At 69.3% G+C, this 25797-nt stretch carries 4 protein-coding genes; all 4 read right to left on the reverse strand.

Features of this window, described 5'->3' with window-relative positions; all coding sequences use genetic code 11:
- Positions 1 to 2: 2 nt before the first annotated feature.
- Entirely contained in the window at positions 3 to 12308 is a 12306-nt protein-coding gene (locus KSS95_RS17415) for a non-ribosomal peptide synthase/polyketide synthase (RefSeq protein ID WP_217848304.1), read from the reverse strand.
- A gap of 5 nt (positions 12309 to 12313) precedes the next feature.
- The gene (locus KSS95_RS17420; protein WP_217848305.1) at positions 12314 to 15385 is read right to left on the reverse strand and encodes a non-ribosomal peptide synthetase; all 3072 of its coding nucleotides are present in this window, start codon (positions 15383 to 15385) and stop codon (positions 12314 to 12316) included.
- 13 nt (positions 15386 to 15398) lie between these two features.
- Positions 15399 to 16457, reverse strand: a complete 1059-nt coding sequence (locus KSS95_RS17425) for a TauD/TfdA family dioxygenase (RefSeq protein WP_217848306.1) — start codon at positions 16455 to 16457, stop codon at positions 15399 to 15401.
- Positions 16458 to 16526: 69 nt separating this feature from the next.
- Positions 16527 to 25718, reverse strand: a complete 9192-nt coding sequence (locus KSS95_RS17430) for a non-ribosomal peptide synthetase (protein ID WP_217848307.1) — start codon at positions 25716 to 25718, stop codon at positions 16527 to 16529.
- Between the last annotated feature and the right edge of the window lie 79 nt (positions 25719 to 25797).

Genomic DNA, 25797 nt, shown 5'->3' on the forward strand with positions numbered 1-25797 from the left:
CATCACAGCGCCTCCATTTCATCGAGCAAGGCGTCGAGCCGGTCGAGTTTGCCGCTGTCGAGCGCCGGACCGCCATCGGCCAGTTGTTCGACGAAGTGCTCCAGCTGCGGATGCTGGAAGAGAGTCTGCGCAGTCAATTTCATACCTAGCTCAAGTTGGATCCTCGAGACCGCGCTCACCACCAGCAACGAGTGGCCGCCCAGTTCGAAGAAGTTGTCGTTCAGGCCAACGCGCGGCACCTGCAGCACGTCCTGCCAGATGGCCGCCACCTGGCAGGCCAGTGGCGAAGTCGGCGGCACATGGCCGACAGTGCGCGGCAGGCTGTCCAGGCCAGGCAAGGCCTTGCGGTCGAGCTTGCCGTTGGGGGTCAGCGGCAGGCACTCGAGGAACAGCACATGGCCGGGCACCATGTAGTCGGGCAACTGCTGGCGCAGCTCCTGGCGCAGCCGCTCGGCCAACGCCCGGCGCTCGTCGGCGACCGCGGCCACCACATAGGCCACCAACTCGGCGCCACGGGGGCCGGCCAGGGCCAGCACCGCGCATTCGCGCACGGCCTGCAGACGCCCCAGGCGTGCCTCGATCTCGCCCAGCTCGATGCGGAAACCGCGGATCTTCACCTGGTGGTCGAGGCGGCCGATGTACGTCAGCTCGCCGTCGTCGCGATAGCGGCACAGGTCGCTGGTCCGGTACAGCCGCCCACCGGGTTCGCCGAACGGGTCGGGGATGAATCGCTCGGCGGTCAACCCAGGGCGCCCGAGGTAGCCACGGGTGACGCCGGCACCGGCCAGCATCAGCTCCGCCGCGCCGCCCAGGGGCGCTGGTTGCAACTGGCTGTCGAGCAGATAGGCCTGGGTATTGCCCAACGGCCGGCCGATGCTCGGCGTGCCGCCGGCCTGGCGCTGGGTCCAGGTGGAATAGGTGGTGTCCTCGGACGGGCCATACAGGTCATAGACCCGCTCGATGCCCGGCAGGGCGTACAGCTCATCCACCAGCGCCTGGCGCAATGGCTCGCCGGCCAGGTTGACGATCCGCACACTCGGCGGGATCTGCCCGGCGCGTGCCAGCGCGGCGATCGCCGATGGCACCGTGTTGACCAGGCTGACCTGATCGCGCGCGGGCAGGCTCGCCAGCTCCAAGGCGTTGCGCGCCATGATCACCCGACCGCCGTTGGCCAGGGTGACGAACAGCTCCCACACCGACAGGTCGAAGCACACCGAGGTGGACGCCAGCACGCCCTGGATGTCCTGCTGGTCATAGACCCCGGCCGACCAGGCGATCAACGCCGCAACGTTGCGGTGGGTGATGCTCACGCCCTTGGGCCGGCCGGTGGATCCGGAGGTGTAGATGACGTAGGCCAGGTTGTCGGCGCTCACCGGGACCGCCAGGTCCTCGCACTCGGCCTGCTCGGCCGGCGCCTGGGCCGGCACCTCGAGCACCGCCACGCCCGCAGGGACCTGCAACTGGCCAAGCACCTCGGCCTGGCTGAGCAGCACCTTGGCCTGGCTGTCCTCGAGCATGTAGGCCACACGCTCGGCCGGATAGTCCGGGTCCAGCGGTACATAGGCGCCACCGGCCTTGAGTACCGCCAGCAGCGCCACCAGCAGCTCGGCGCCGCGCGGCAGCGCCACGCCGACCCGCACTTCCGCGCCGACGCCAAGCGCCACCAGGCGCCGCGCCAGGTGGTTGGCCCGCTGGTTCAGCGCCGCGTAGCTCAAGCACTGCTCACCGGCGACCAGGGCGACAGCCTCGGCACGCACGCGCACCTGCGCCTCGAAGTGCTGATGGATGCAACGCTCGCCGGCAAACGCCAGGCGATTGTCGTTGCGCTCGCACAGCAGCAGGCCGCGCTCGTGCTCGCCGAGCATGTCCAGTTCACCCAGCGGCCGCAATGGCTCGTCGAGCATGCCCTGGAGCAGCTGCTGCAGGTGCCCGGCCATCGCAGCGATGGTCGCCTCGGTGAACGCGGCATGCTGGTGATTGAACTGCAACGTCACCTGCCCCTCGTGTTGCGAGACCAGCAAGGTCAGCGGGTAGTGGGTCTGTTCCCGGCTGTTCAGCGCACCGAAGCGCAGGGTGTCACTGCTGCCCTGGGCCAGCGCCTGCGACACCGGGTAGTTCTCGAATACCAGGATGCTGTCGAACAACGGCTCGCCGCTGCGCCCGGCCCAGCGCTGGATCTCGAACAGCGGGGTGTGCTCGTGTTCGCGCAGGTCGAGGTTGCGCGCCTGCACCGCTTGCAGCCATTGCGCCACCGGCAGCTGCGCCGGCGGTGTCGCCACCACCGGCAGGGTGTTGATGAACAGCCCCAGTTGCCGCTCGGCATCGACCAGCTCCACCGGGCGCCCGGCCACCGTGGCCCCGAAGGTCACGCAGGCCTGGCCGCTGTAGCGCTGCAACAGGACCAGCCAGGCGGCCTGGATCAAGGTGTTGAAGGTGATCTTCTGCTCGCGGCTGAAGGCTTGCAGGCGCTCGCCCAGGGTTGCCGCCAGCTCCAGGCGGAACTCGCCCTGCCCGGCCGGCGCATCCGCGCGGCCGGCGACGGCCAGGCGCGTGGGCTCGACCAGCTCACGCAGCTGTTCGCGCCAGAACGCTTCGCTGGCCTGGGCGTCGCGCCCCTGCAGCCAGGCGATGTAGTCGCGGTAACGGGCCACCGATGCCGAGGGTTGCTCCCCTCGATAGCGTTGCAGGACCTGGCCCATCAACTGCGAGTTGCTCCAGCCGTCCATCAAAATATGGTGGCTGGTGTAGATCAGCTGGTGGCGCTGTTCGTCGCAGCGCACCAGCAACAGGCGCAGCAACGGTGCCCGAGAAAGGTCGAAGCCCTGCGCGCGTTGCGCCTCGGCCAGCTCGGCCAAGGCCTGGGCCTGGTCGGCACGCCCGCGCCAGTCGAGCACCTGGAACGGCAAGTCCACCTGGCGGCGCACCCGCTGCAATGGCCGGGCCAGATCGCCCTGCCAGATGAAATCGCTGCGCAGGATGTCCTGGGCATCCAGGGTCTGCTGCCAGGCCTGGCCGAAGCGCTGCTCGTCCAGGCCGAACACCTCGACGCTCATCTGGTTCACATAACTGCCGGCCGCTTGCCCGTCCAGGCTATGGAACAGCATGCCGGCCTGCATCGGCGACAGTGGGTAGAGGTCTTCGCAGTTGCGCGCATCCAGCGCCAACGCATCGAGCTGCGCCTGGTCGAGGCCGGCCAGGGGCAGGTCCGAAGGGGTGAAGGCGCGGTTGCCAGCATCGCTGCAGTGCGCCACCACCTGCACCAGCTCGGCGACGTAGTCGTCTGCCAGGCGCTGCATCAGCGCCGGGTCGAACATCTGCTCGCTGAACGTCCAGCCGATGCTCAGCGCGCCCTCGTAGATACGCCCGTTGACCAGCAGCCAGTTGCCCAGCGGCGAGCCTTCGGCCTGTTCAGCGCCGCGTGCCTCGCCGGTGGGCAGGAACAGCGGCGTCTGTTCGCCGAAACTGCTGTCGAACTGGCCCATGTAGTTGAAGGTGATCCGCGGTACCGGCAAGGACGCCAGTAGCGCCTGGTCCTCGGCTTCGCCCAGGTAGCGCAGCAGGCCATGGCCCAGGCCCTTGTCGGGAATGGCGCGCAGTTGCTCCTTGACCCCCTTGACCGTCTCGCCCAGCGACTCATGGGCGGTCAGGCGCACCGGGAACAGGCTGGTGAACCAGCCCAGGGTGCGGGTCAGGTCGATGTCATCGAACAGCGCTTCGCGGCCATGCCCCTCGAGCTGGATCAGCGTGTCGGCACGCCCGGTCCAGCGGCTGACGACCCGCGCCAAAGCGGCCAGCAGCAGGTCGTTGACCTGCGTGCGGTAAGCGGCCGAGGCCTCTTGCAGCAAGCGTCGGGTGGCCTCGCTGTCAAGTCGGGCGCTGACGCTGTGGACATGCCGGCCGTCCAGCGAGGCGTCGGCGCGTAGGCAAGGCAGGTCGGTGTCCAGCCCTTCGAGCTGGCCACGCCAGTAGGCGCCCTGCGCTCGCAGCGCGGCGCTGCGGGCATGGCGCTGCATGCGCTCGCCCCAGGCCTGCAGCGAACTGGTCCGCGCCGGCAGCGCCGGCGCTTGCCCCGCCAATGCCGTGGCATAGGCTGCGGACAAGTCTTCGAACAGAATCCGCCACGACACGCCGTCGATCACCAGGTGGTGCACCACCAGCAGCAGCCGCTGGGTATCCGGCAACTGCAGCAGCACGGCCTTGAGCAGCGGGCCGTGGCTCAGGTCAAGGCTTGCCTGGGCCTGGGCCGCCGCCACTTCCAGCGCCGCCAGGTCGGCCACCGGCACCACCTGCAGCACCGGCTGCGCCGCCCAGGCCTGCTGTTGCGCCTGCTGCGAGCGGTAGGCGGCCTGCCACTGGCCCTGCTCTTGGGTAAAGCCCAGGCGCAGCGCATCATGGTGCAGCACCAGCGCCTGCAGGGCCTGCTCCAGGGCAGCTTGCTCGAGCGCCGCGGCCGGCTTGAGCAGGATCGACTGGTTCCAGTGATGGCGGGCCGGCAGCGGCATTTCGAAGAAATGCGCCTGGATCGGCAGCAACGGCACCGCGCCGGTCGCCGGCGCCTGGTCGATCTGCTGCACTGGCGCCGCCTGCTCGATGACCGCCGCCAGGCCTTGCACGGTCTGATGCTCGAACAACTGCTTGGGGGTGAAGCGGATGCCCTGGGCCCGTGCCCGGCTGACCACCTGGATCGAGACGATCGAATCGCCGCCGAGTTCGAAGAAGTTGTCGCCGCGCCCTACTGGCGCGCACCTGAGCACTTGCTGCCAGATGGCCGCCAGCTGGTTTTCCAGGGCTCCCTGGGGGGCGACGAAGGCTTGCGTGGACACCGCCTCGACCTCGGGCAGGGCCTTGCGCTCGAGCTTGCCATTGGGGCTTAACGGCATGCGCTCGAGCACCACGAACTGCGCCGGGACCATATAGTCAGGCAGGTTGTCCTGCAGGTGGCGCTCGACGCTGGCGCGCCAGTCGCCGACGTCAGCGGCCAGCACCAGGTAGGCCACCAGGCGTTGCTGGCGGGCCAGCACCACCGCCTCGCGCACGCTCGGGTGTTCAGCCAGGCGCGCCTCGATCTCGCCCAGTTCGATACGCAGGCCGCGAATCTTCACCTGGTGGTCGATGCGCCCGGCGTATTCGATCACCCCGTCGGCGCGGTAGCGCGCCAGGTCACCGGTGCGATACAGACGCCCGGCGCCGAACGGGTTGGCGACGAAGCGCTCGGCGGTCAAGCCGGGCCGGCGGTGGTAGCCACGCGCCAACCCCTCGCCGCCCAGGTACAGCTCGCCGACCACCCCGGCCGGCAGCAGCTGCAAGCTGGCATCGAGGATCCAGGTCTGCAGGTTGGCGATCGGCTCGCCGATCGGCACGCTGTCGGCGCCCTCGGCGCGGCAGCGCCAGTGGGTGACGTCGATGGCCGCCTCGGTGGGCCCGTACAGGTTGTACAAGCCAGCCGCCGGCAGGTGCTCGAACACCTGCGCCTGGGCTTCGACCGGCAGCGCCTCGCCACTGCAGATGATGCGCCGCAGCGTGGTGCAGGCGGCCACCGCTTGGTCCTGCATGAAGGCCTGCAGCATCGAGGGCACGAAGTGCAGCGTGGTCACCTGTTGCTCGCGGATCAGCGCCACCAGGCGCGCGGGGTCGCGGTGTTCACCCGGCTCGGCGATCACCAGGCGCGCGCCGAACATCAACGGCCAGAAGAACTCCCACACCGATACGTCGAAGCTGAACGGGGTCTTTTGCAGCACCCTGTCCGTGGCGTCCAGGCGATAGGCCTGTTGCATCCAGTTCAGCCGGTTGCTCAGGGCCAGGTGCCGGTTGCCGGCGCCTTTGGGCTTGCCGGTGGAGCCTGAGGTGTAGATCACGTAGGCCAGGTGCTCGGGGCCCGGGCACACCTGGGGGGCGTGCTCGGGGTAGCCCTGCGGCGCCTGGTCCAGGCACAGCGTGCGCAGTTGCGCCGGCAGCGGCAGGCTCGCCTGCAGCGCGGCCTGGGTCAGCAGCAACTGGATGCCGCTGTCCTCGATCATGTAGGCCAGGCGCTCGCTGGGGTAATCCGGGTCCAGCGGCACGTAGGCGGCGCCGGCCTTGAGCACGGCCAGCAGGCCAACGACCATTTCCAGGCTACGCTGGGCCGCGATGCCGACCAGGGTCTCGGGGCCCGCGCCCGCCTCGATCAGGCGGTGCGCCCAGGCGTTGGCGGCACGCTCCAGCTCGGCGTAGCTCAACTGTTGCCCGGCGAACACCAAGGCCACCGCCTCGGGTGTGCGCGCGGCCTGATCGGCGATCACCTGGTGCACGCAGCGGTTGTCGGCAAAACGCATCGCCGTGGCGTTCCAGCCCTCGCGGATGCCTGCCTGGGCCGCCGTGGGCAGCAGCGCCAGCTCACCCAGCGGGCCTTGCGCCTGGTCGATGAACCCCAGCAGCAGCTGTTGCAGGTGGCCGAACAACTGCTCCACCTGAGCTTGCGCGAACCAGCGACGGCTGTAGCTGAACTGGAACATCAAGCTGTCGCCGAGCCCGACCGCCACGGTCAATGGCAGGTGAGTCTGCTCATGCATCCGCACCTCGCCGAACACCAGCCCCTGCGGCGCCTCCTTTTGCAGGGCCTCGGCCACCGGGTAGTTCTCGAACACCAGCAAGTTGTCGAACAAGGCTTCGCCGGCGCGGCCGGCCCAACGCTGGATATCGGCCAGCGGCACATGCTCGTGCTCGCGCAGCGCGACGTTCTGCGCCTGGACCTGCTGCAACCACTGCGCAACACTCTGTTCGGGGGCCGGCGCGGCAATCACCGGCAAGGTGTTGATGAACAGCCCGACCTGCTGCTCGATCGCCGGCAGCTCGGTGGGGCGCCCCGCCACGGTGGCGCCGAAGACCACCTGGCGCTGGCCGGCATGGCGCTGCAGCAGCACCAGCCAGGCGGCCTGCACCACGGTGTTGAGGGTGACCTTGTGCTGGCGGGCGAACGCGCCCAGGCGCTCGCTCAACCCCGGCTCCAGCGCGGCCAGCCACTGGCCGTGGCCTTGGGCCGCGGGGTTTTCCTTGAGCCCCAGGGCATGGGTGAGCAGGGTCGGCGCCTCCAGGTCGCGCAGCTGGTTGCGCCAGAAGTCTTCGCTGAGCTGGCCATCCTGGCGCTGCAACCAACCGATGTAGTCGGCGTAGCGGCCAGGGGCCGCGCTCACGGCCTCGCCACGATAGCGCTGCAACACCTCGCCCATCAGCAGCGAACTGCTCCAGCCGTCCATGAGGATGTGATGGCTGGTGTAGATCAACTGGTATTGCTGCGCCGCGGTGCGCACCAACAGGATACGCAGCAGCGGCGCCCGGGCCAGGTCGAAACCCTCGGCGCGCTCGGCGTCGGCCAGGCGCTGCAGGGCGGCGGCATCGCCACCTGGCAGCTCGACCACCTGGAACGGCAGCTCGACCTGCTTGTGCACCACCTGCACCGGTGCCGGGGCGTCGTCGGGCCAGACGAAGCCGCTGCGCAGCACGTCGTGCCGGTTCAGGCAGGCCTGCCAGGCCTGGCGGAAACGCTCGACATCGAGCCCCTCGATACTCACCTGCAGCTGGTTGATGTAATCGGCCGAATCCTGCTCGTAAAGGGCATGGAACAGCATGCCCTGCTGCATCGGCGCCAGCGGGTAGATATCGTCGATCTGCGCCGCCGCCACCGGTAGCTGGTCGAGTTGCGCCTGGTCGAGCCCGGCCAGGGGGAAGTCCGAAGGCGTGACCCCGCGGTGGCTCGGGTCGCAGCAGTGGGCCACCAGTTGTTGCAGCTCGTGGCTGTAGGCATCGGCCAGGGCCTGGATCTGCGCCGCGTCGAACATCGCCGGGCTGAAGCTCCAGTCCAGGCTGAACTGCCCGTCGTAGACCTGCCCGTTGAGGGTCAGCCAGTTACCCAGCAACGCCTCGTCGGCATGCTCGCGGCCTTTGTTCCCGGCACAAGGCACGAACAGCGTATCGGCCTGATCGAAGCTGCCGTCGAACTGCCCCAGGTAATTGAAGGTGATGCGCGGCTGCGCCAGCCCGGCCAGCTCGGCCTGCGCCGCGGCGCCGCCCAGGTAGCGCAGGGCCGCGTGGCCGATGCCGCGATCCGGCACCTGGCGCAGTTGCTCCTTGACCTGGCGGATGGTGTCGGCCAGGGTCGCGCACGCGGTGAGGCGCAGCGGGAAGACGCTGGTGAACCAGCCCAGGGTGCGGCTCAGGTCGATGTCCGCGAACAGCTCCTCGCGGCCATGCCCCTCGAGGCGGATCAGCGTATCGGCGGCACCGCTCCAACGGCTGATGACCCGCGCCAGCGCCGCCAGCAGCAGATCATTGACCTGGGTCCGGTAGGCCGCAGGCGCTTGCTGCAGCAGTTGCCGGGTCAGCGCCGGGGTGAGGCGGCTCTGCACGCTGAGCGCGTCGCTGGCGCGCAAGCTGGCCTGGGCGTCGCGGCATGGCAGCGCAGGGGCCTCGCGCAGCTGGCCACGCCAGTAGGCGAGTTGCGCCTGTGCCGCCTCGCCCTGGGCCCAGGCCTGCAAACGCAGGCCCCAGGCTTGCAGGGGGCTGGTCTTGGCCGGCAACTGCACCGGCTGGCCCTGCTCGATCTGCCGGTAGGCCTGTTGCAGGTCTTCGAGCAGCACGCGCCAGGACACGCCATCGATCACCAGGTGATGGACCACCAGCAGCAGCCGTTGGCTGCCATCGGCATGCTGCAGCAACCCGGCGCGCAGCAAAGGGCCAGCCTGCAGGTCCAGGCTCTGTTGCACCTGGGTGCAGCATGCGCCGCCGTCATCGCCCTGCGCGAGCTGGAATTCACGCAGCAACCCGGCCTCGACCGACCATGGCCGGTAAGCGGCCTGCCAGGTCCCTGCGGCCTGGGCGAACGCCAGGCGCAGGGCATCATGCTGGGCGACCAGCGCCTGCAAGGCCTGCTCCAGCAGGCCAGCCTGCAGCGGCTGGCGGGGCGCCAGCAGCAGCGACTGGTTCCAGTGATGGCGGGCGCGCAGCGGCTGGGCGAAGAACGCCTCGGCGATCGGCAGCAGCACCTGCTCCCCCGTCACCGGGCCTTGGTCCACCTGTGCCAGCGCACCGCGCTCGGCGACCAGGGCCAGGGCGCGTACGCTCTGGTGCTGGAACATCTGCCGCGAGCTGAGCAGAATGCCCGCCTGGCGCGCACGGCTGACCACCTGGATGGCCATGATCGAGTCGCCGCCCAGTTCGAAGAAGTTATCGTTGCGCGCGACCGCCGCCACCTTGAGCACGCTGCTCCAGATAGCCGCCAGTTGCTGCTCCAGTTCGCCCTCGGGCGCCTCGAAGGCCGCGCTGCGCTGCACGCTCGGCAGCGGCAAGGCGGCGCGATCGAGCTTGCCGTTGGCGGTGACCGGCAGCTGCGCCATGCACAGGATATGCGCCGGCACCATGTAGTCCGGCAGGTGCTGCTGCAAGGCTTGCCGGCAACGGTCCGGCAGTTCGCCTGCCGTCTGTTCGTCTGCGGCCACCAGGTAGCCGACCAGTTGCAGGCCGCTACCGCTATCGCGCGCCAGCACCACGGCTTCGCGCACCCCAGGCACGGCCAGCAGCGCGGACTCGATCTCGCCCAGTTCGATGCGCAGGCCGCGGATCTTGACCTGGTGGTCGATGCGCGCCACGAACACCAGTTCGCCATCGAGCTGGCGCCGAACCAGGTCGCCACTGCGGTACAGGCGCGCACCCGGCGCGCCGTATGGATCAGGCACGAAGCGTTCGGCGGTCAGCCCAGGACGGCCATGGTAGCCCCGGCTCAGGGCCTGGCCACCGATGTGCAGCTCACCGACCGCCCCGACCGGCAACAGTTGCAAGGCATCGCCCAGCACCTGCAGGGTCGTGGCCGGCAGCGGCCGGCCGATCACCACGCTGGCCGCCTCGGGCAGCGCGCGCGCGGCGTGGCTGGCGTTGATGGTCGCCTCCACCGGGCCATAGCGGTTGAACAACGCCACCGCCGGCAACCGCGCCAGGACCTTGGCCTGCAACTCGCGGGAGAGTGCCTCGCCGCCGGAGAACAGGCAGCGCAACGCGGTGCAGCGCTCCAGCCCCGGGGTATCGATGAACGCCTGCAGCATCGACGGCACGAAATGCACGGCGCTCACGCCGTGTTCGCGGATCAGCGCCACCAGGCGCTCGGGCTCGCGCTGCGCGCCGGGCTCGGCCAGCACCAGCAAGCCGCCGCTGACCAGCGGCAGCAGCAACTCCCACACCGACACGTCGAAGCTGAACGAGGTCTTCTGCAGGACCGCATCATGCTCATCGAAACCATAGGCGTCGCGCATCCACGCCAACCGCCCGGCGAGGGCGCCATAGCGGTTGCCGGCACCTTTCGGGCGCCCCGTGGAGCCGGAGGTGTAGATGAGGTAGGCCAGGTTCTCGGCCTGCTGGCGAATCTCCAGGGGGCCTTGGTCGAATTCGTCCAGGCGCGGATCGTCGAGGTACTGCACGGCAACCTCGGCGGGGGGCGTCCAGCGCGCCAGGTGCGCACGGTCGCTGAGCAGCAGGCGCAGGCCACTGTCCTCGACCATGTAGCTCAAGCGTTCGGCCGGGTAATCGGGGTCCAGCGGCACGTAGGCACCACCGGCCTTGAGCACCGCGACCACTGCCACCACCAGCTCCACCGAGCGCTGCAGGGCGATGCCCACCAGCACATCGGGCCCGACGCCAAGGCTGCGCAGGCGATGGGCCAGGCGGTTGCTGCGCCGCTCCAGCTCGGCGCGGCTCAGGCGCTGCCCGGCGAACACCAGCGCCGTGCGCTGCGGCTGCAACTGCGCCAACCTGGCCATTTCGCCGAGCAGGCACAAGCTCGCTGCCGGCTGTTGCGCCTGGGCGGCCTGCAGCAACTGGGCATGCTCGGCCTGGTCGAACGGCGAGAGCTCGGCCAGGGGCAACCCAGGTTGCGCGACAGCCGCCTCGAGCAGGCGCTGCCAGTGCGCCGCCATGCGCTCGGCGGTGGCTGCCTCGAACAGGTCGCAGGCATACACCAGCGAAGCGCTGAGCTGGCCGGCGTCATCCTGGGTATTGAGGGTCAGGTCGAAGCGCGCGCTGGCCTGGTCCTGGTCCAGCGCCTCGATCTGCAGCCCTGGCAGCGACAGCTCGGCCGCCCGCGACTCGACCACCTGGTGGTTGTACATCACCTGGAACAGCGGCGTCTGGTCCAGCCGGCGCTCGGGCGCCAAGGCGTCGACCAATTGCTCGAACGGCAGGTCCTGATGGGCCTGGGCTTCCAGCACCCGGGCCTTGGCCTGCTGCACCAGCGCGGCAAAGCTCAGGCGGCCATCGACCTGCGCGCGCAGCACCTGGGTGTTGACGAACAGGCCGATCAGCGCCTCGGTTTCACGCCGGGTGCGGTTGGCCACCGGGGTGCCCACGCGAATGTCCTCGGCACCGCTGTAGCGGTGCAACAGCAGTTGGAACGCCGCCAGCAGCACCATGAACGGCGTCGCCCCCTGGGCGGCGGCGAACTGCCGCACGGCTTGCGACAGGCCCGCCGACAAGGCGATCGGCACGCGCCCGCCGCGCCCGCTGCGCACATCGGGGCGCAGGCGGTCCCAGGGCAAGGCCAGGGTATCCACCGCCTCGCCCAGGGTGTCGCGCCAGTAGGCCAGCTGCCGCTCGGCCTCTCCCGCTTCCAGCCATAGCCGTTGCCAGCGCGCGCAGTCGGCGTACTGCACCGCCAGCGGAGCCGGCGCGTCCTGCGCCGCCGCGCTGCAGGCGCGGGCATAAGCGCCCGCCAGGTCGTTGACCAGAATCGGTAACGACCAGGCATCGCAGATGATGTGGTGGGTGCAGAACAGCAGCAGGTGCTGGTCATCGGCCTGGCGGATCAGGGTGGCCCGCAGCAACGGGCCATGCTGCAGGTCGAAGCCCAACTGCCCCTGGCGCGCGATCTCGGCCTCGGCGGCTGCCTCCTGGTCTCCCAGGTCCAGCATCGGCAGGGCGAAAGGCCAGGCCGGCTCGATGTGCTGCATCACCACCCCGCCGTCGAGCTCGAAGCGCGTGCGCAGCGGTTCGTGGCGCTCGATCAGGGCCTGGAAGCTCTGGCGCAGCGCCGCCACATCCAGTTGCCCGCGCAGGCGCAGCACCGCCAACTGGTTGTAGGCGCTGGCAGCCGGCTCGAGTTGCCAGAGGAACCACATGCGCTGCTGGGCGTGGGACGCCGGCAACACCTGCTGCGCGGCATCGCGCGGCGGGATCGGCAATGCTTCCAGCGACAAGCCCTGCTCGCGCATGCGGGCCTGCAGGGAACGCCGTTCCTGGGCGGAGAAACCGATGAAACGCTCAGCCAGGGCCAGCATTCGTTGTTCAAGCATGCTCATCACTCCTGGGTCTCGGCAAACAGCGCCTCGAGCGCATCGACCTGTTCGGCGCCACCGGCACCGCCGCGGTGCGCCTCGATCTGCTCAGCCAGCAGCTCGATGGTTTCACCTTCGAAGAACACCTTCAGCGGCAGGTTGAGGTCCAGGCGCTGCTGCACTTGCGAACGGATTCGCGTGGCCAGCAGCGAATGGCCGCCGAGGGCGAAGAAGTTGTCCCTGACCCCGACCCGCTCCAGGCCCAGGGCCTCCTGCCAGATCGCCGCCAGCTCGGCCTCCAGGTCATTGCGCGGGGCCAGGTAGTCGACACTGGCCAGGCTGCGCTCGCTCAGGGCCAGGCGGTCGACCTTGCCGTTGGGGGTACGCGGCAACTGGTCGAGCACTTGCAGCGCGGTGGGCACCATGTACTCGGGCAGCGTATCGCGCAGACGCGCGAGCACGCCCTCGTCGGCCTGGCCGACGACGAACGCCACCAGCTGCTTGCCCGCCTGGGTTTCCCGCGCGATCACCACCGCCTCGCGCACGCCGGGCTGCTGGCCCAGCAGCGCCTCGATCTCGCCCAGCTCGATACGGTGGCCGCGAATCTTCAACTGATGATCCAGGCGGCCCAGGTAATCGACCAACCCGTCGACCCGCACACTGGCCAGGTCGCCGCTGCGGTAGCAGCGCTGCCCTGGCGTCGTGGCCAGCGGGTCGGGGATGAAGCGGCTGGCGGTCAGGCCCGGACGGCCCAGGTAGCCACGGGCCAGGTTGACGCCGGCCAGGCACAGCTCGCCCTCGCGGGCAAAACCGGCCCAACGCCCCTGCTCGTCCAGCACATACAGGCGCGTGCCGGCGATGGCCTCGCCGATCGGCACCCGCAGCGCCGCCGTGGCGTCGACCGTGGAGGTGATATAGGCACTGCACCAGACCGCGCCTTCCGACGGACCATACTCGTTGACCAGCTCGGCCCCCGGCAGCCGCTCACGATGGCGCAGCGCCAGCTCCGCCGGGCAGGTTTCGCCGGCCACGATGACGCAGCGCAGCGCCTCGGCCTGGCCCAGGCCATCGAGGATCTGCGCATACAGCGAAGGCAGTGCCAGGAAATGGGAAATCCGTTGCGCCTCGATCAGCCGTGCCAGCGCCTGGGGATCCTTGTGCTGCTGTTCCTGCGGCAAGACCAGGCTGCCACCCTGGGCCAACGACCAGAAGATCCCGGCCACCGAGCTGTCGAAGGAAAACGACGAGAGCATCAGGAAACGCTGCACCGGCTCGGCATAGAACTGCAAGCGCGCGCAGGTCGAAGCCCGCGCATTGGCGTGGCTGATCATCACCCCCTTGGGGGTGCCGGTAGAGCCTGAGGTGTAGATGATGTAAGCCAGGTCGGCCGGATCGGCCTGCAGCGGCGGGGCCTGCTCGCTCGCCTCGCGCACCGCGGCGTCCTCCAGGCGCAGCAGCGCCAGCCCCGGGTCCAGGGTGATGGCCGGGTCGAGCGCTTGCAGGGCGATCAGGCCAGCCACCTTGGCATCCTCGAGCATGAAGCCCAGGCGCGCCGACGGATAGCTTGGGTCCAGCGGCAGGTAAGCGGCGCCGGCCTTGAGCACGCCGAGCATGGCCACGACGATCTCCAGCGAACGCTCGCCGTACACCGCCACCACCGACTCCCGCCCGACGCCCTGCGCCCGCAGGGCATGGGCGACCTGGTTGGCGCGCCGATCGAGCGCTGCGTAGCTCAGTTGCTGGGCGCCGATGATCAACGCCGTGTGCTCGGGCTGGCGGGCCACCTGGGCTTCGAACAACTGCTGCAGCTGCCCCTGGCTGCCCGCGGCCGGCTGCCCGCTGCGGTCGAGCACAGCCCCCAGGCGCGCGGCCTGGGCGCTGTCGACCAGGGCCTGATGCGCCAGTGGCAGCGCCGGGTCGGCGAGCACCCCGGCGACGAAGGTCACGAACTGCTGCAACCAGATCTCGGCCAGCCCTGCCGGGAAGCCCTCGCCCAGGGTCAGGGTCAGGTGCACGCCGTCCGCCGCGGCCTGGGCATTCAGCCGCAAGCGTTGCAGCGAACGCGCCGGCAGGTGCAGCTCGAGGTCGTCGGCTGCTTGCCATTCGAAACCGAAGTCCGCCACTGCCCCAGCCTCGGCGGCCTGCGCCGCATCGAAGCAGTCCAGCCACGATTGGCTGAGTTGCGCCTGGGCGGCGTAGCGCTCGGCACGCTCGCCAAGACCGATGCCCGGTTGCGCCTGGAACAGCACCGGCAGGTCCAGGGCGAAGTGCCCCACCGCGTCCTGCAATTGGCTGTTGCGGCCAGTCACCGCCTGGCTGACCAACCAGCTCTGCTGCCCGCCCAGGCCGCCGACGAAGTCGCCCCACAGCACCATCAGCAAGGCCTGGGCGCCGTCCAGGCCTTGCTCGCCGGCCAGCTTGTCGAGACGCCCGAGCTCGACAGCCGCCGCCTGCCTCGCGCACTGCGGCGCCAGCGCGCTGCTGCCGCGCGGTTCGCCAGGCCATTGCGCCAGCGCTGGATGGGCCTGCAACAGCTCACGCCAGAAGCGCTCACCCTGCTGGCCGATAGCTTCCTCGCCCAACCCTGCCTGCCAATCCGAGTAATCGGCGTACTGCAGGCCTTCGAACGCGGCCAACGGCTCGCCTGCATAGAGCGCCAGCAGCTCGCGGCCGAGCAGTGCCAGGCTGACGCGGTCGACGCTGGCCAGCGGCAGGCTGAGCATGACCCGGTGCGCTTGCTCGCCGCTGCCCAGGCTCAGCACCAGGCTGTGCTCGGCCAAGGCTTCGACGGCACGCTCCGGCGCCTGGTCGAACGCCCCTGGCGCCAGCGCCAGCAGCGCCAGGCGCGGCTGCGCGGCGATGGCCTGCACCGCCCGGCGCATGCCGGGCACAGCACGGTACTCGGTGCGCAGGATCTCGTAGCGGGCACTGAGCGCACGCGCGGCCTGTTCCAGGCGCTCGGGCTGCACCGCAGCGTCCAGCGTCAGCCCCAGGTGGGCGCACAATGGTCGGCCCATCCGGGCCTGGGCATCGAGAATAGCGGCTTGCTGGCAGGAAACCTGGAAGACTTCGCAAGGGTCGGTGATGGCATTCATGGGGACGGATTCCTTAACCGATGGCCACGTCGGCGCTTTTCAGCGCGACGGCCATGGCGGTGAGTATTTTTCGCGGGCCGGTGTACTCGTTGCGTGCGTGCACCGTGAGAATGTTGTCCAGCAGCACCACGTCGCCGGTCTGCCACGGGAACTGCACCATGACCTCGCGATAGATCTGCTGGAGATGGGTGATGTAAGCCTCGGGTATTGCCGAGCCATCACCGAAGAAGGTGTTCTGCGGCAGCTCCATGGGCTCGAACTCGGCGATCAGGCTGGCGCGGATGCTGTCGGGCAGGGTCAGGGCGTTGAAGAAGGTGCCGTGGTTGAACCAGACGGTTTCGCCAGTGCGCGGGTGGCGCACCAGCGCCGGCCCGCGCTGGCGGGTACGCAGGCGATTGCCCGGCTTCCACTCAGGCTCAACGCCGATCTTCGCGCAGTAGGCCTCGACCGCCGCGCGGTCGTCGGTCTGGAACACGGTCTGCCAGGGCAGGCCCATGCCGTCGCCATAGTTGCGCACATAGAGGATGCCCTTGCGGGCGAACGCTTCGCGCACCTCAGGGTCGATCCGCTCGAGGATCAGCCGGGTATCGCCCAGCGGCGTCTCGCCGCCGGTTTGCGACGGCAGGTCGCAATAGAAATACAGGTGCAACGGAAACACCGGCGAATAGGAGTGCTCGTTGTGCGGGAAGATCTTCTCCGGCGCCGGGTAGTCGGTAGAGCTGTAGACATTCAGCTTGCGCGTGATCTGGGTGCGCGGCGAGGCGCGGAACAGGTACTCCAGGGCGCCGCCGGAAATCGCGTCGATGCAGCGGTTGAAGGTGTCGATGTCCTGCACGTCGAAGCCGCGGAACAGGATCGCCGCATGCTTGTCCAGCTGCGCCTCGATCAGCGCACGGTTCTCGCCCGCCCACTGCACCAGGCCCACCCCCGGCACGCTGGGCTGGCACAGCAACGGCATCGAGCCGCCCTCGAACAGCGGCGAGAAACTCACCAGCCGTTGCGGATCGACACTCAGGCCCTTGCGCCTGCCCCTGGCCAGAGCCGGTATGCCGTGCGACTCGAAATTCGACATTTGACACCTTCCATTCGCTGATTCGACATTGGCGACTGCGCCAACTCCACGCCCCCGCAGGGGCTTTCGTCACTTCGTTCCTTCGCTGGCATTGCGCGCTGAGGCGCGCCGGCGAATCGGGTGTTGCTGTTGCAGCTGCGCGCTGCGCGCCTGCAACTGGGCCTGCTGCGCCTCGCGCTGACGCTCGCGCGCCAGTTGCAACAGCGGCGCCAGCGTGCCCTGGGGCGAGTCGAGCAAGCGTTCGAACACCGCCACCAACTGGGCGAACAAGGCGTCGATGTCACTGGCCTCGTACAACCCGGCCATGCACTTGAAGCCCACTTCGATGGCCTGCGGCCCGTTGACGAACTCGGCGATCATCTCCAGTTCCGCGGCCGCCTGGCCGGCGGGCCAGCCCTGGACCTGCAGGCCATCGATCGCCGGCAGGCTCGCGCCCTGTTCCTGATAGATGAACTTGATCTCGAACAACGGCGAGCGCCCGGCCCGCCGTGGCAGGCGCAAGGCCTCGACCAGGCGGTCGAACGGCAGGTCCTGGTGGTCGCTGGCAGCAATCACCACGTCTCGGCAATGGGCGAGGAACCCAGCGATCGACTGCTGTTCATCCACCGTCAACTGCAGTACCAATTGATTGACGAAGAAGCCGACCATTTCTTCAACGCCGGTGTGGTTGCGGTTGGCAATGTCGCTGCCCAGGCGCACCCGCGACTGGCCACAACGCAGGCTTACCACCAGGGCGAAACCGGCCAGCAGCAACATGTACAGGGTCAGCCCCTGACGCTGCGCCAGGCTGCGCAAGCCTTGGCTGAGCGCCTCGTCGAAACGGTACTCGTGCACCGCGCAGCCCTGCCCGGCCCCCTGCGGGCCGCTGGCCGAACGCGGCAAGGCGCTGATGAAGTGCTCCCCGCCCAGCTGTTCGCGCCAGTAACCCAGCTGGCGCTGCATTTCGCCGCCCTCCAGCCACTGGCGCTGCCACACGGCAAAGTCCAGGTACTGCAGGCCGGCGGCCGGCAGCGGGTGCGCCTGGCCCTTGGCCAACGCCTGGTACAACGCCGCGAACTCACGGATCAGGATGGCGAATGACCAGTGATCGGCAACCACGTGGTGCAAGGTCACCAGCAGCACATGGCGCCGGGCTTCCAGGCGCAACAGTTGCACCCGCAACAGCGGCCCGCTGCGCAGGTCGAACGGCGCACTGGCGCTTTCCTGCATGTGTTCGGCCAGGGCCACCTGACGCGCCGCCGGCGCCAGCTCGCTCAGGTCGGTCAAGGTGAACGGCAGGCGCGCCTGCCCATCCACCTGCTGCCAGGCCTGCCCCTGCTCTTCGAAAAAGCGCGTGCGCAGGACCGTGTGACGCTGCAACAACGCCGCAAACGCCTCGCGTACCGCGTCCACCTGCAGCTCGCCGACCAGTTCCAGGGCCCGCGGGATGTTGTACATCGAGCTGTGCGGCTCCAACTGCCAGAGGAACCACAGGCGCTGCTGGGCGAACGACAACGGCTGCGCCCGGTGCTGATCCACCGCCTGCAAGGCGGGCACCTGGCCGGCCCGCGCGAGCCCCCCGAGGGTCGCGACGAACGCCTCCAACGACGGGCTGTCGAACAACGCCCGCAGGGCGAGCTGCAGCCCAAGCTCCTGGCGCAGGCGGCTGACCACCTGGGTGGCCAGCAACGAATGGCCGCCCAGGGCGAAGAAGCTGTCGTCCAGCCCCACCGGGCCACAGCCAAGCACCTGCTCCCAGACCGCGCCGACCTGACGCTGCAGCGCGCTTTGCGGCGCACGATGGGGGCGCTGCGCCTGTTCGCCGGCCAACTGCTTGAGCGCCGTACGATCCAGCTTGCCGTTGGGCATCATGGGCAAGCGCTCCAGCAGCTGCAGGCGGCCAGGCACCATATGCTCCGGCAGGGCCTGGCGCAGGTCATCGAGCAACCCTTGGGCCGAGGCCGTCGGCGCGACGACGAAGGCCTCCAGCCGCCCGTCCAGGGCCAGCACCGCAGCCTCGCGCACCGGGGCCAGCGCCAGCAGGCGCTGTTCGACTTCCCCCGGCTCGATGCGAAAACCGCGCACCTTGACCTGCTGGTCGGCGCGCCCGGCATAGACCAGCCCATCCGGCCCCTGCCGGCCCAGGTCACCGGTGCGGTAGAGCCGTGCGCCTGGCAGCTGGGCGTGTGGGTCGGGCACGAAGCGCTCGGCGGTAAGGCCTGGCCGGGCATGGTAGCCGCGGGCCAGGCTGGCACCGCCGATGCACAGCTCACCGACGACACCTTCGGGCTGCAACTGCAGGTCGCTGCCCAGCACCTGGACCTGAACCTGGTCGACCGGCCGCCCGATCGGCGCCATGGCGCCAGCGACGCTGGCCTCGAACTGCGCCCAGGTGATCTGGATGGTGGCCTCGGTCGGCCCGTACAGGTTGACCACCCGGCCCGGCCAACGCTGCAACAGGGTGTTGACCAGGCTGGCGCTCAGTGCCTCGCCCCCGACCATCAGGTAGCGCAGGCTGGCCAGGCGCGCCGCATCGGCCTCGCCGAGCAAGGCCTGGAGCAATGACGGCACGGCCTGCAGGACGCTGATCCGCAGCTGCGCCACACAGGCCCACAAGCCGGACATGTCGCGGCTCAGTGCCGGCTCGGCGAGCACCAGCTGGGCACCCGCCAGCAGCGGCAGCCAGCACTCCCAGACCGACGCGTCGAAGCTCAACGAGGTCTTCTGCAACACCCGATCCTCAGGCGTCAGGGCAATGGCCCGCAGCATCCAGCGCATATGGTTGAGCAAGCCGCCATGGCGCACCTGCACGCCTTTCGGGCGACCGGTGGAGCCGGAGGTGTAGATGACATAGGCCAGGCTGTCCGCGGCCGGGCGCACCTCCACCAGCGGCGCCGGGGCGTCATCGTGGTCGGGCTGCAGCGCCAGCACCTGCACGCCCGCCGGCACCGGCAACGCCAGGCCAGGCGGGCACAACAGCAGGCGCGCGCCACTGTCCTCGAGCATGAATGCCAGGCGCTGGCTGGGGTAGCTCGGGTCCAGGGGCAGGTAGGCGGCGCCGGTCTTGAGCACCGCCAGCAGCGCGATGAAGGTCTCCAGGCTGCGCTCGGCGCTGATCGCGACGACTTGCTCCGGCCCTGCGCCTGCGGCCTGCAGGCGCAGGGCCAGGCGGTTGGCACGCAGCTCCAGGGCCTGGTAGCTCAGGCGCTCGCCGCGCCACTCCAGGGCACAGGCCTGTGGCGTGCGGGCCACTTGCGCCCGCAGCAACTGGTGAATCCCACTGGCCTCGACCGCGGCCAGCGGTGCCCCGCTGGCGGTTGCCAGCAGCCGCTGCTGCTCTTGCGCGGCCAGCATCGGCAGGTTGCCGATGGCGATCCGGGCATCGCCCTGCAAGGCCTGCAGCAGGTTGTCGAAATGCCCGGCCAGGCGCTCGAGCGCCGCGGCGCCGATGGCCGCGCGATCGAAGTCGTATTGCAGGTCCAGGGTCTGGCCGAGGGTGACCGCCACTGCCAAGGGGTAATGGGTCTGCTCCAGGTTGCTCGGCGTGCCGAAACGCGGCCCACGCGCCTGTTGCAGCGCCTCGGCCAGGGGATAGTTCTCGAACACCAGGATATGGTCGAACAACCCCTCGCCCTGCACCCCGGCCCAGCGCTGCAGCTCGAACAACGGCGTCTGCTCGTGCTCGCGCAGGGCCAGGTTCAGCGCCTGCACCTGCTGCAACCACTCGCCCAGCGGCTGCTCGGCGCGCGGACGGGCAACCACCGGCAAGGTGTTGATGAACAAGCCGATCTGCTCTTCGATACCGGGCAGCTCAAGGCCGCGGCCAGAGACCGTGGCACCGACCACCACTTCATCGCGCCCGCTGTAGCGGTGCAGCAACAGCAGCCAGGCGGCCTGCACCAAGGTATTGAGGGTGACCTTGTGCTGCCGGGCACATGCCGCCAGCGCCGCAGTGCGCTCGGCATCGAAGTGTTGCCCAAGGGTGCCACGCCCCTGCCCGGCCACGCCGTCGGCCGGCAACAGCGCCGCCAGCCTGAAGGGTTCCTGCAACCCTTGCAGTTGCTCGCGCCAGAAGGCTTCGGCGGCCTGCACAGGCAGCTGCTGCAAGCGCTCGATATAGTCGCGGTAGCGGCTGGCCGGGCGCGCCGGTGCCTGGCCCTGGTAACGGGCCAGCACCTCGCCGAGCAGGCGGGCATTGCTCCAGCCATCCATGAGGATGTGATGGTGGGTGTAGATCAGGTGATGCTGCTGCTCGCCGCAGCGCACCAGGTCGAGGTTGAACAGCGGCGCGCGCTCCAGGGCGAAGCCGGCCTGGCGCCGCGCCTGCGCCAGCGCATCCAGGTGCGCTGGCAGGTCAGGCTGCTGGCGCCCCTCATGCACCTGCAACTCGAGCCTGACCTGGCGGCACACCCCCTGCAGCGGGCGCTCCAGGCCGCCCTCCCAGAAGAACCGACTGCGCAGGATGTCGTGGGCCTGCACGGTCGCCTGCCACGCCTGGCGGAAACGCTCCACGTCCAGGTCCTGCACATCGACACGCAACTGGTTGATGTACGCGCCGGCATCGTCGGCATACAAGGCATGGAACAGCATGCCCTGCTGCATGGGCGTCAACGGGTAGAGATCGTCGATGTCACCGAGCTGCGCCGCCAGGCTGTCGAACTGGGCGGGCGCAAGGCCGGCCAAGGGGAAGTCGGACCAGGTCGGCTGGCTGCACGGCTGCTGCACGCAGTGCTCGACCAGTTGCTGCAACTGCTCGCGCATATCGTCGGCCAAGGCCTGGATCAGCGCGCCGTCGAACATCGCCCGGCTGAAGCCGAACGCCAACTGCAGACGCCCTTCATGCACCTGCCCCTCCACCGTCAGCCAGTTGGCCAGCGGCGCATCCTCGGCCTGCCCGGCGCCCGGCCCTTCAGCGGCCGGGGTGAACAGCGCGCGCTCATCGAACTGGCCGTCGAAGCGCCCCAGGTAGTTGAAGGTGATGCGCGGCACGCCCGGGCACGCGGCCAGCTGCGCGCGCACCTGCGGCCCACCCATGTAGCGCAGCACGCCATAACCAAGCCCGCGATCGGGCACCGCGCGCAACTGCTCCTTGATGGCCTTGATCGACTCGCCAAGCCCCGCCTGCGGCGCCAGCCTGACCGGGTAGAGGCTGGTGAACCAACCCAGGGTGCGGCTGAGGTCGACCTGCTCGAACAACTCTTCGCGCCCGTGCCCTTCCAGTTGCACCAGGGTGTCGTCGCGACCGGTCCAGCGGCACACCGCGCGAGCCAGCGCGGCCAGCAGCAGGTCGTTGATCTGCGTGCGGTAGGCGGCAGGCGCCTGTTGCAGGAGGCGCTGGGTCCAGGCCTGGTCCAGGACCATGTGCACCTTGTCCTCGTCGCGGTTGCGCAAGGCCACGTCGCGGTTGGCGCCAGGCAGGTCGTCGGCTTGCGCCAGTTGCGCCAGCCAGTGCGGCAACTGCGCCTGGGCCTGCTCGCGATAACCGTGCAGGCGCAGGGCCCAGGCCTGGTAGGAGGTGGTCTTGGCCGGCAGAGCCTGAGGTTGCGGGCGGCACAGCCCCTGCAGGTCCTCCAGCAGGACGCGCCAGGACACGCCATCGACCACCAGGTGGTGGATCACCAGCAACAGACGCTGGCTGCCATCGGCCATCTCCACCAGCACGCCACGCAGCAACGGGCCCTGGGCCAGGTCCAGGCTGCGCTGGGCTTCATCGCACACTGCGCGCAAGGCCTGGCCATCGGCGGCCTGGCGCTGCCACAGCTGGGGCAGCGCCTCCAGGCCGGCATGCTGCTGGCGCCAACCGTCGAGCCCGTGTTCGAAGCGCAGGCGCAAGGCATCGTGATGGGCCACCAGCGCTGCCAGGGCCGCCTGCAACGGTGCTGCCTGCAGACGCTCGCGCGGCTTGAGCAGCAGCGCCTGGTTCCAGTGGTTCGGCGTGGCCAGCGCCTGCTCGAAGAACATCTGCTGCACCGGCGTGGGCAGCACCTCGCCCGTCACCGGCCCCTGATCGACCACTGCCTGGCTGCACGCCCGCGCCACCTGGGCCAGGCTGCGCAGCGTCTGGTGCTGGAACAGGTCGCGCGGCGCCAGCGCCAGGCCCGCCTGGCGGGCCCGGCCCACCACCTGGATCGACACGATCGAATCGCCGCCAAGCTCGAAATAGTTGTCATCCAGGCCTACCTGGGCAACCCCCAGCACCGCCTGCCAGATCTGCGCCAGGGTCTTCTGCGTCGCGGTCTGCGGCGCGCTGTAACGGGCACTGGCGGCGAACACCGGCAACGGCAGCGCCTTGCGGTCGAGCTTGCCATTGGCGGTCACCGGCAAGCACGCCAGTGCCAGCAGGTGGCTGGGCACCATGTACTCGGGCAACGCCTGGCCGACCCAGGCCTTGAGCGCCTCCTCCCAGCCAACCGTGGGCGCCGCATCCTCCGGCACCAGCCAAGCCACCAGGTGCTTGTCCTCCAGCACCAGCACCACCGCCTCGCGCACGCTCGCATGCTGGGCCAGGCGCGCCTCGATTTCCCCCAGCTCGATGCGCAGGCCGCGCAGCTTGACCTGGTGGTCGAAGCGCCCAAGGTACTCGATCACGCCATTGTCACGCTGGCGCACCCGGTCGCCGGTCCGGTACATGCGCGCACCGTCGATGAACGGGCAGGCGACGAAGCGCTCGGCGCTCAGGCCCGGCCGCTGGTGGTAACCGCGGGCGAGCCCGGCCCCTTGCAGATAGAGCTCGCCGGAGACCCCCGCGGGCACCGGCATCAGCGCGCTGTCGAGGACGAAGGTGCGCAGGTTGGCGATCGGCACGCCGATCGGCACGCTGTCGCGCCCCTCTTCGACACAGGTCCAGTGGGTGACGTCGATCGCCGCCTCGGTGGGCCCATACAGGTTGTACAAGCGGGCCTGGGGCAGGCGCGCGAACACCTGCTGCTGGGCGTCCAGCGGCAGCGCCTCGCCGCTGCAGACGATGCGCCGCAGGCTGTCACAGGCCTGCACCCCCGGCGCATGAATGAAGGCCTGGAGCATCGACGGCACGAAGTGCAAGGTGCTGACCTGCCAGCGGCGGATGCAGCCGATCAGTTGCTCGGGGTCACGGTGCGCCCCGGGCGCGGCCACGGCCAGGCGCGCCCCGACCATCAGCGGCCAGAAGAACTCCCACACCGACACGTCGAAACTGAACGGCGTCTTCTGCAAAACCGTGTCGCCCGGTTGCAAGGCATAGGCCTCCTGCATCCAGCACAAGCGGTTGGTCAGCGCCAGGTGACGGTTGCCAGCGCCCTTCGGCTGGCCGGTCGAGCCCGAGGTGTAGATGACGTAGGCCAGGCTTTCCGGAGCCAGCGGCCGTTGCGGGTCGTGCGCGGGCGAGGCGCTCAGGTCGAGGCCGTCGAGCGCCAGGCAGACCAGGCCGCCGGGCACCGGCAGCTGTTCGAGCAAGGCCTGCTGGGTCAGCAGCAGACCGATGCCACTGTCCTCGATCATGTAGCGCAAGCGTTCCTGCGGGTATTCCGGGTCCAGCGGGACATACGCCGCGCCGGCCTTGAGAATGGCCATCAGGCCGACCACCATCTCCACGCTGCGCTGCACCGCGATGCCCACCAGCACTTCGGGGCCGGCCCCCAGCGCGATCAGGTGGTGGGCCAGGCGGTTGGCCCGGGCGTTCAGCTCAGCGTAGTCCAGCGCCGTGTCGGCGAACACCAGGGCTGGCGCGCCAGGCATTTCGCGTACCCGTGCCTCGAACAGCTGGTGCACGCCCAGATCCTGCGGGTAGTGCCTGTGGCTGTCGTTCCACTGCTGCAACTGGCGCTGGTGCTCCTCGGCATCGAGCATCTGCAGCTGGCCGACTGGCAACTGCGGGGCCGCAAGCCACTGGCGCAACAGGTTTTGCCAATGGCGCGCCATGCGCTGCACCGTCGCCGCATCGAACAGGTCGCTGGCGAAGGTGAACGCCGCATGCAGCACGCCGGCCTTTTCATAGGTGTCCAGGCTCAGGTCGAACTGCGTAGTGCGGCTGCGCCAGTCCAGCACGTCGAGACGCAGCCCAGCCGCCAGCTCGATGGCCTGCACGTCGGCGACCTGTGGCTGGTGGTTGTACATCACCTGGAACAACGGTGAATGGGTAAGGCTGCGCTCGACCTTCAAGGCATCGACCAGGCGCTCGAACGGCAGGTCCTGATGCGCCTGGGCACCGAGCACGGTTTCGCGCACCGCCGCCAGCAACGCGTGCCCGTCCAGGGTCGGGTCGACACGGGTGCACAGCACCTGGGTGTTGACGAACAAGCCGATCAGCCCCTCGGTCTCGCTGCGGTTGCGATTGGCCACCGGGCTGCCGACCCGCAGCTCGCCCAGGCCGGTGTAGCGCTGCAAGAGCAGGTCGAACGCCCCCAGCAGGACCATGAACAAGGTCACGTTGTGCTCCCGGGCGAAGGCGCGGGCACGCTCGGCCAGGCCGGCATCGAGGGCGAAGTCGAAGCGCTCGCCGGCCTGGCTCGGCACTGACGGGCGCGGCCGGTCGCCAGGCAACTCCATGACCGGGTGCTCCTCACCCAGCACCTGTTGCCAGTAAGCGAGCTGGCGCGCCTGTTCGCCTGCCTCCAGCCACCGTCGTTGCCACAGGGCGTAGTCGGCGTACTGGATCGGCAATGGCGCCAGTACCGGCACCTGGCCCTGGGCGAAAGCGTCATAGCAGCGGCTGAACTCGTCGATCAGCACGTTCATCGACCAACCATCGGAAACGATGTGGTGCAGGGTCAGCAGCAGCACATGGGAGGTCGGCCCCAGGGTCAGCAAGCGCAGGCGCAACAGCGGACCGCGCGCCAGGTCGAACGGGCGCAACGACTCCTCCAGGGCGGCCTGGCGCACCTGGGCTTCGCGTGCCTGCGGCGGATACGCGCTGAGGTCGCTGCGCGCGATGACCAAGGCCTCGTCCAAGGGTACCTGGCTCAGGTTGTCGTCGGCGTCGCGCTGGAACACCGTGCGCAGGGCCTCATGCCGCCCCACCAACTGTTCGAAGCACGCCTGCAGCGCATCGATGTCCAGCGGGCCTTCCAGGCGCACGGCGCCGGGCAGGTTGTAGGCACCGCTGTGCGGGTCGAGCTGCCAGAGGAACCACATGCGCTGCTGGGCGTAGGACAACGCCTGGCGATCAGCCGCCTCGACCCCCGCAGGGATGGGGAACTGCGCGAAATCAATGCCTTCGCGGTTCAGACCTTCAAGAAACAGCCGGCGTTTTTCCAGCGGCAGCTCGATGAAGCGGCGGGCGAGTTGAAGGGACTTTTCGGCATTCATCGGCGTATTTCCGTAGACGAGGGGTCATCGGGCAAGGCCCGGTCATCCCTACCAAACGGATACTAGGGTGGAAAAATTA

The organism is Pseudomonas muyukensis (assembly GCF_019139535.1).
GTDB classification, from domain to species: Bacteria; Pseudomonadota; Gammaproteobacteria; order Pseudomonadales; family Pseudomonadaceae; genus Aquipseudomonas; species Aquipseudomonas muyukensis.

Coding starts and splice junctions, on each gene's coding strand:
- KSS95_RS17415 (WP_217848304.1), bottom strand. CDS start 12,308: ATGCTTGAACAACGAATGCTGGCCCTGGCTGAGCGTTTCATCGGTTTC.
- KSS95_RS17420 (WP_217848305.1), bottom strand. CDS start 15,385: ATGAATGCCATCACCGACCCTTGCGAAGTCTTCCAGGTTTCCTGCCAG.
- KSS95_RS17425 (WP_217848306.1), bottom strand. CDS start 16,457: ATGTCGAATTTCGAGTCGCACGGCATACCGGCTCTGGCCAGGGGCAGG.
- KSS95_RS17430 (WP_217848307.1), bottom strand. CDS start 25,718: ATGAATGCCGAAAAGTCCCTTCAACTCGCCCGCCGCTTCATCGAGCTG.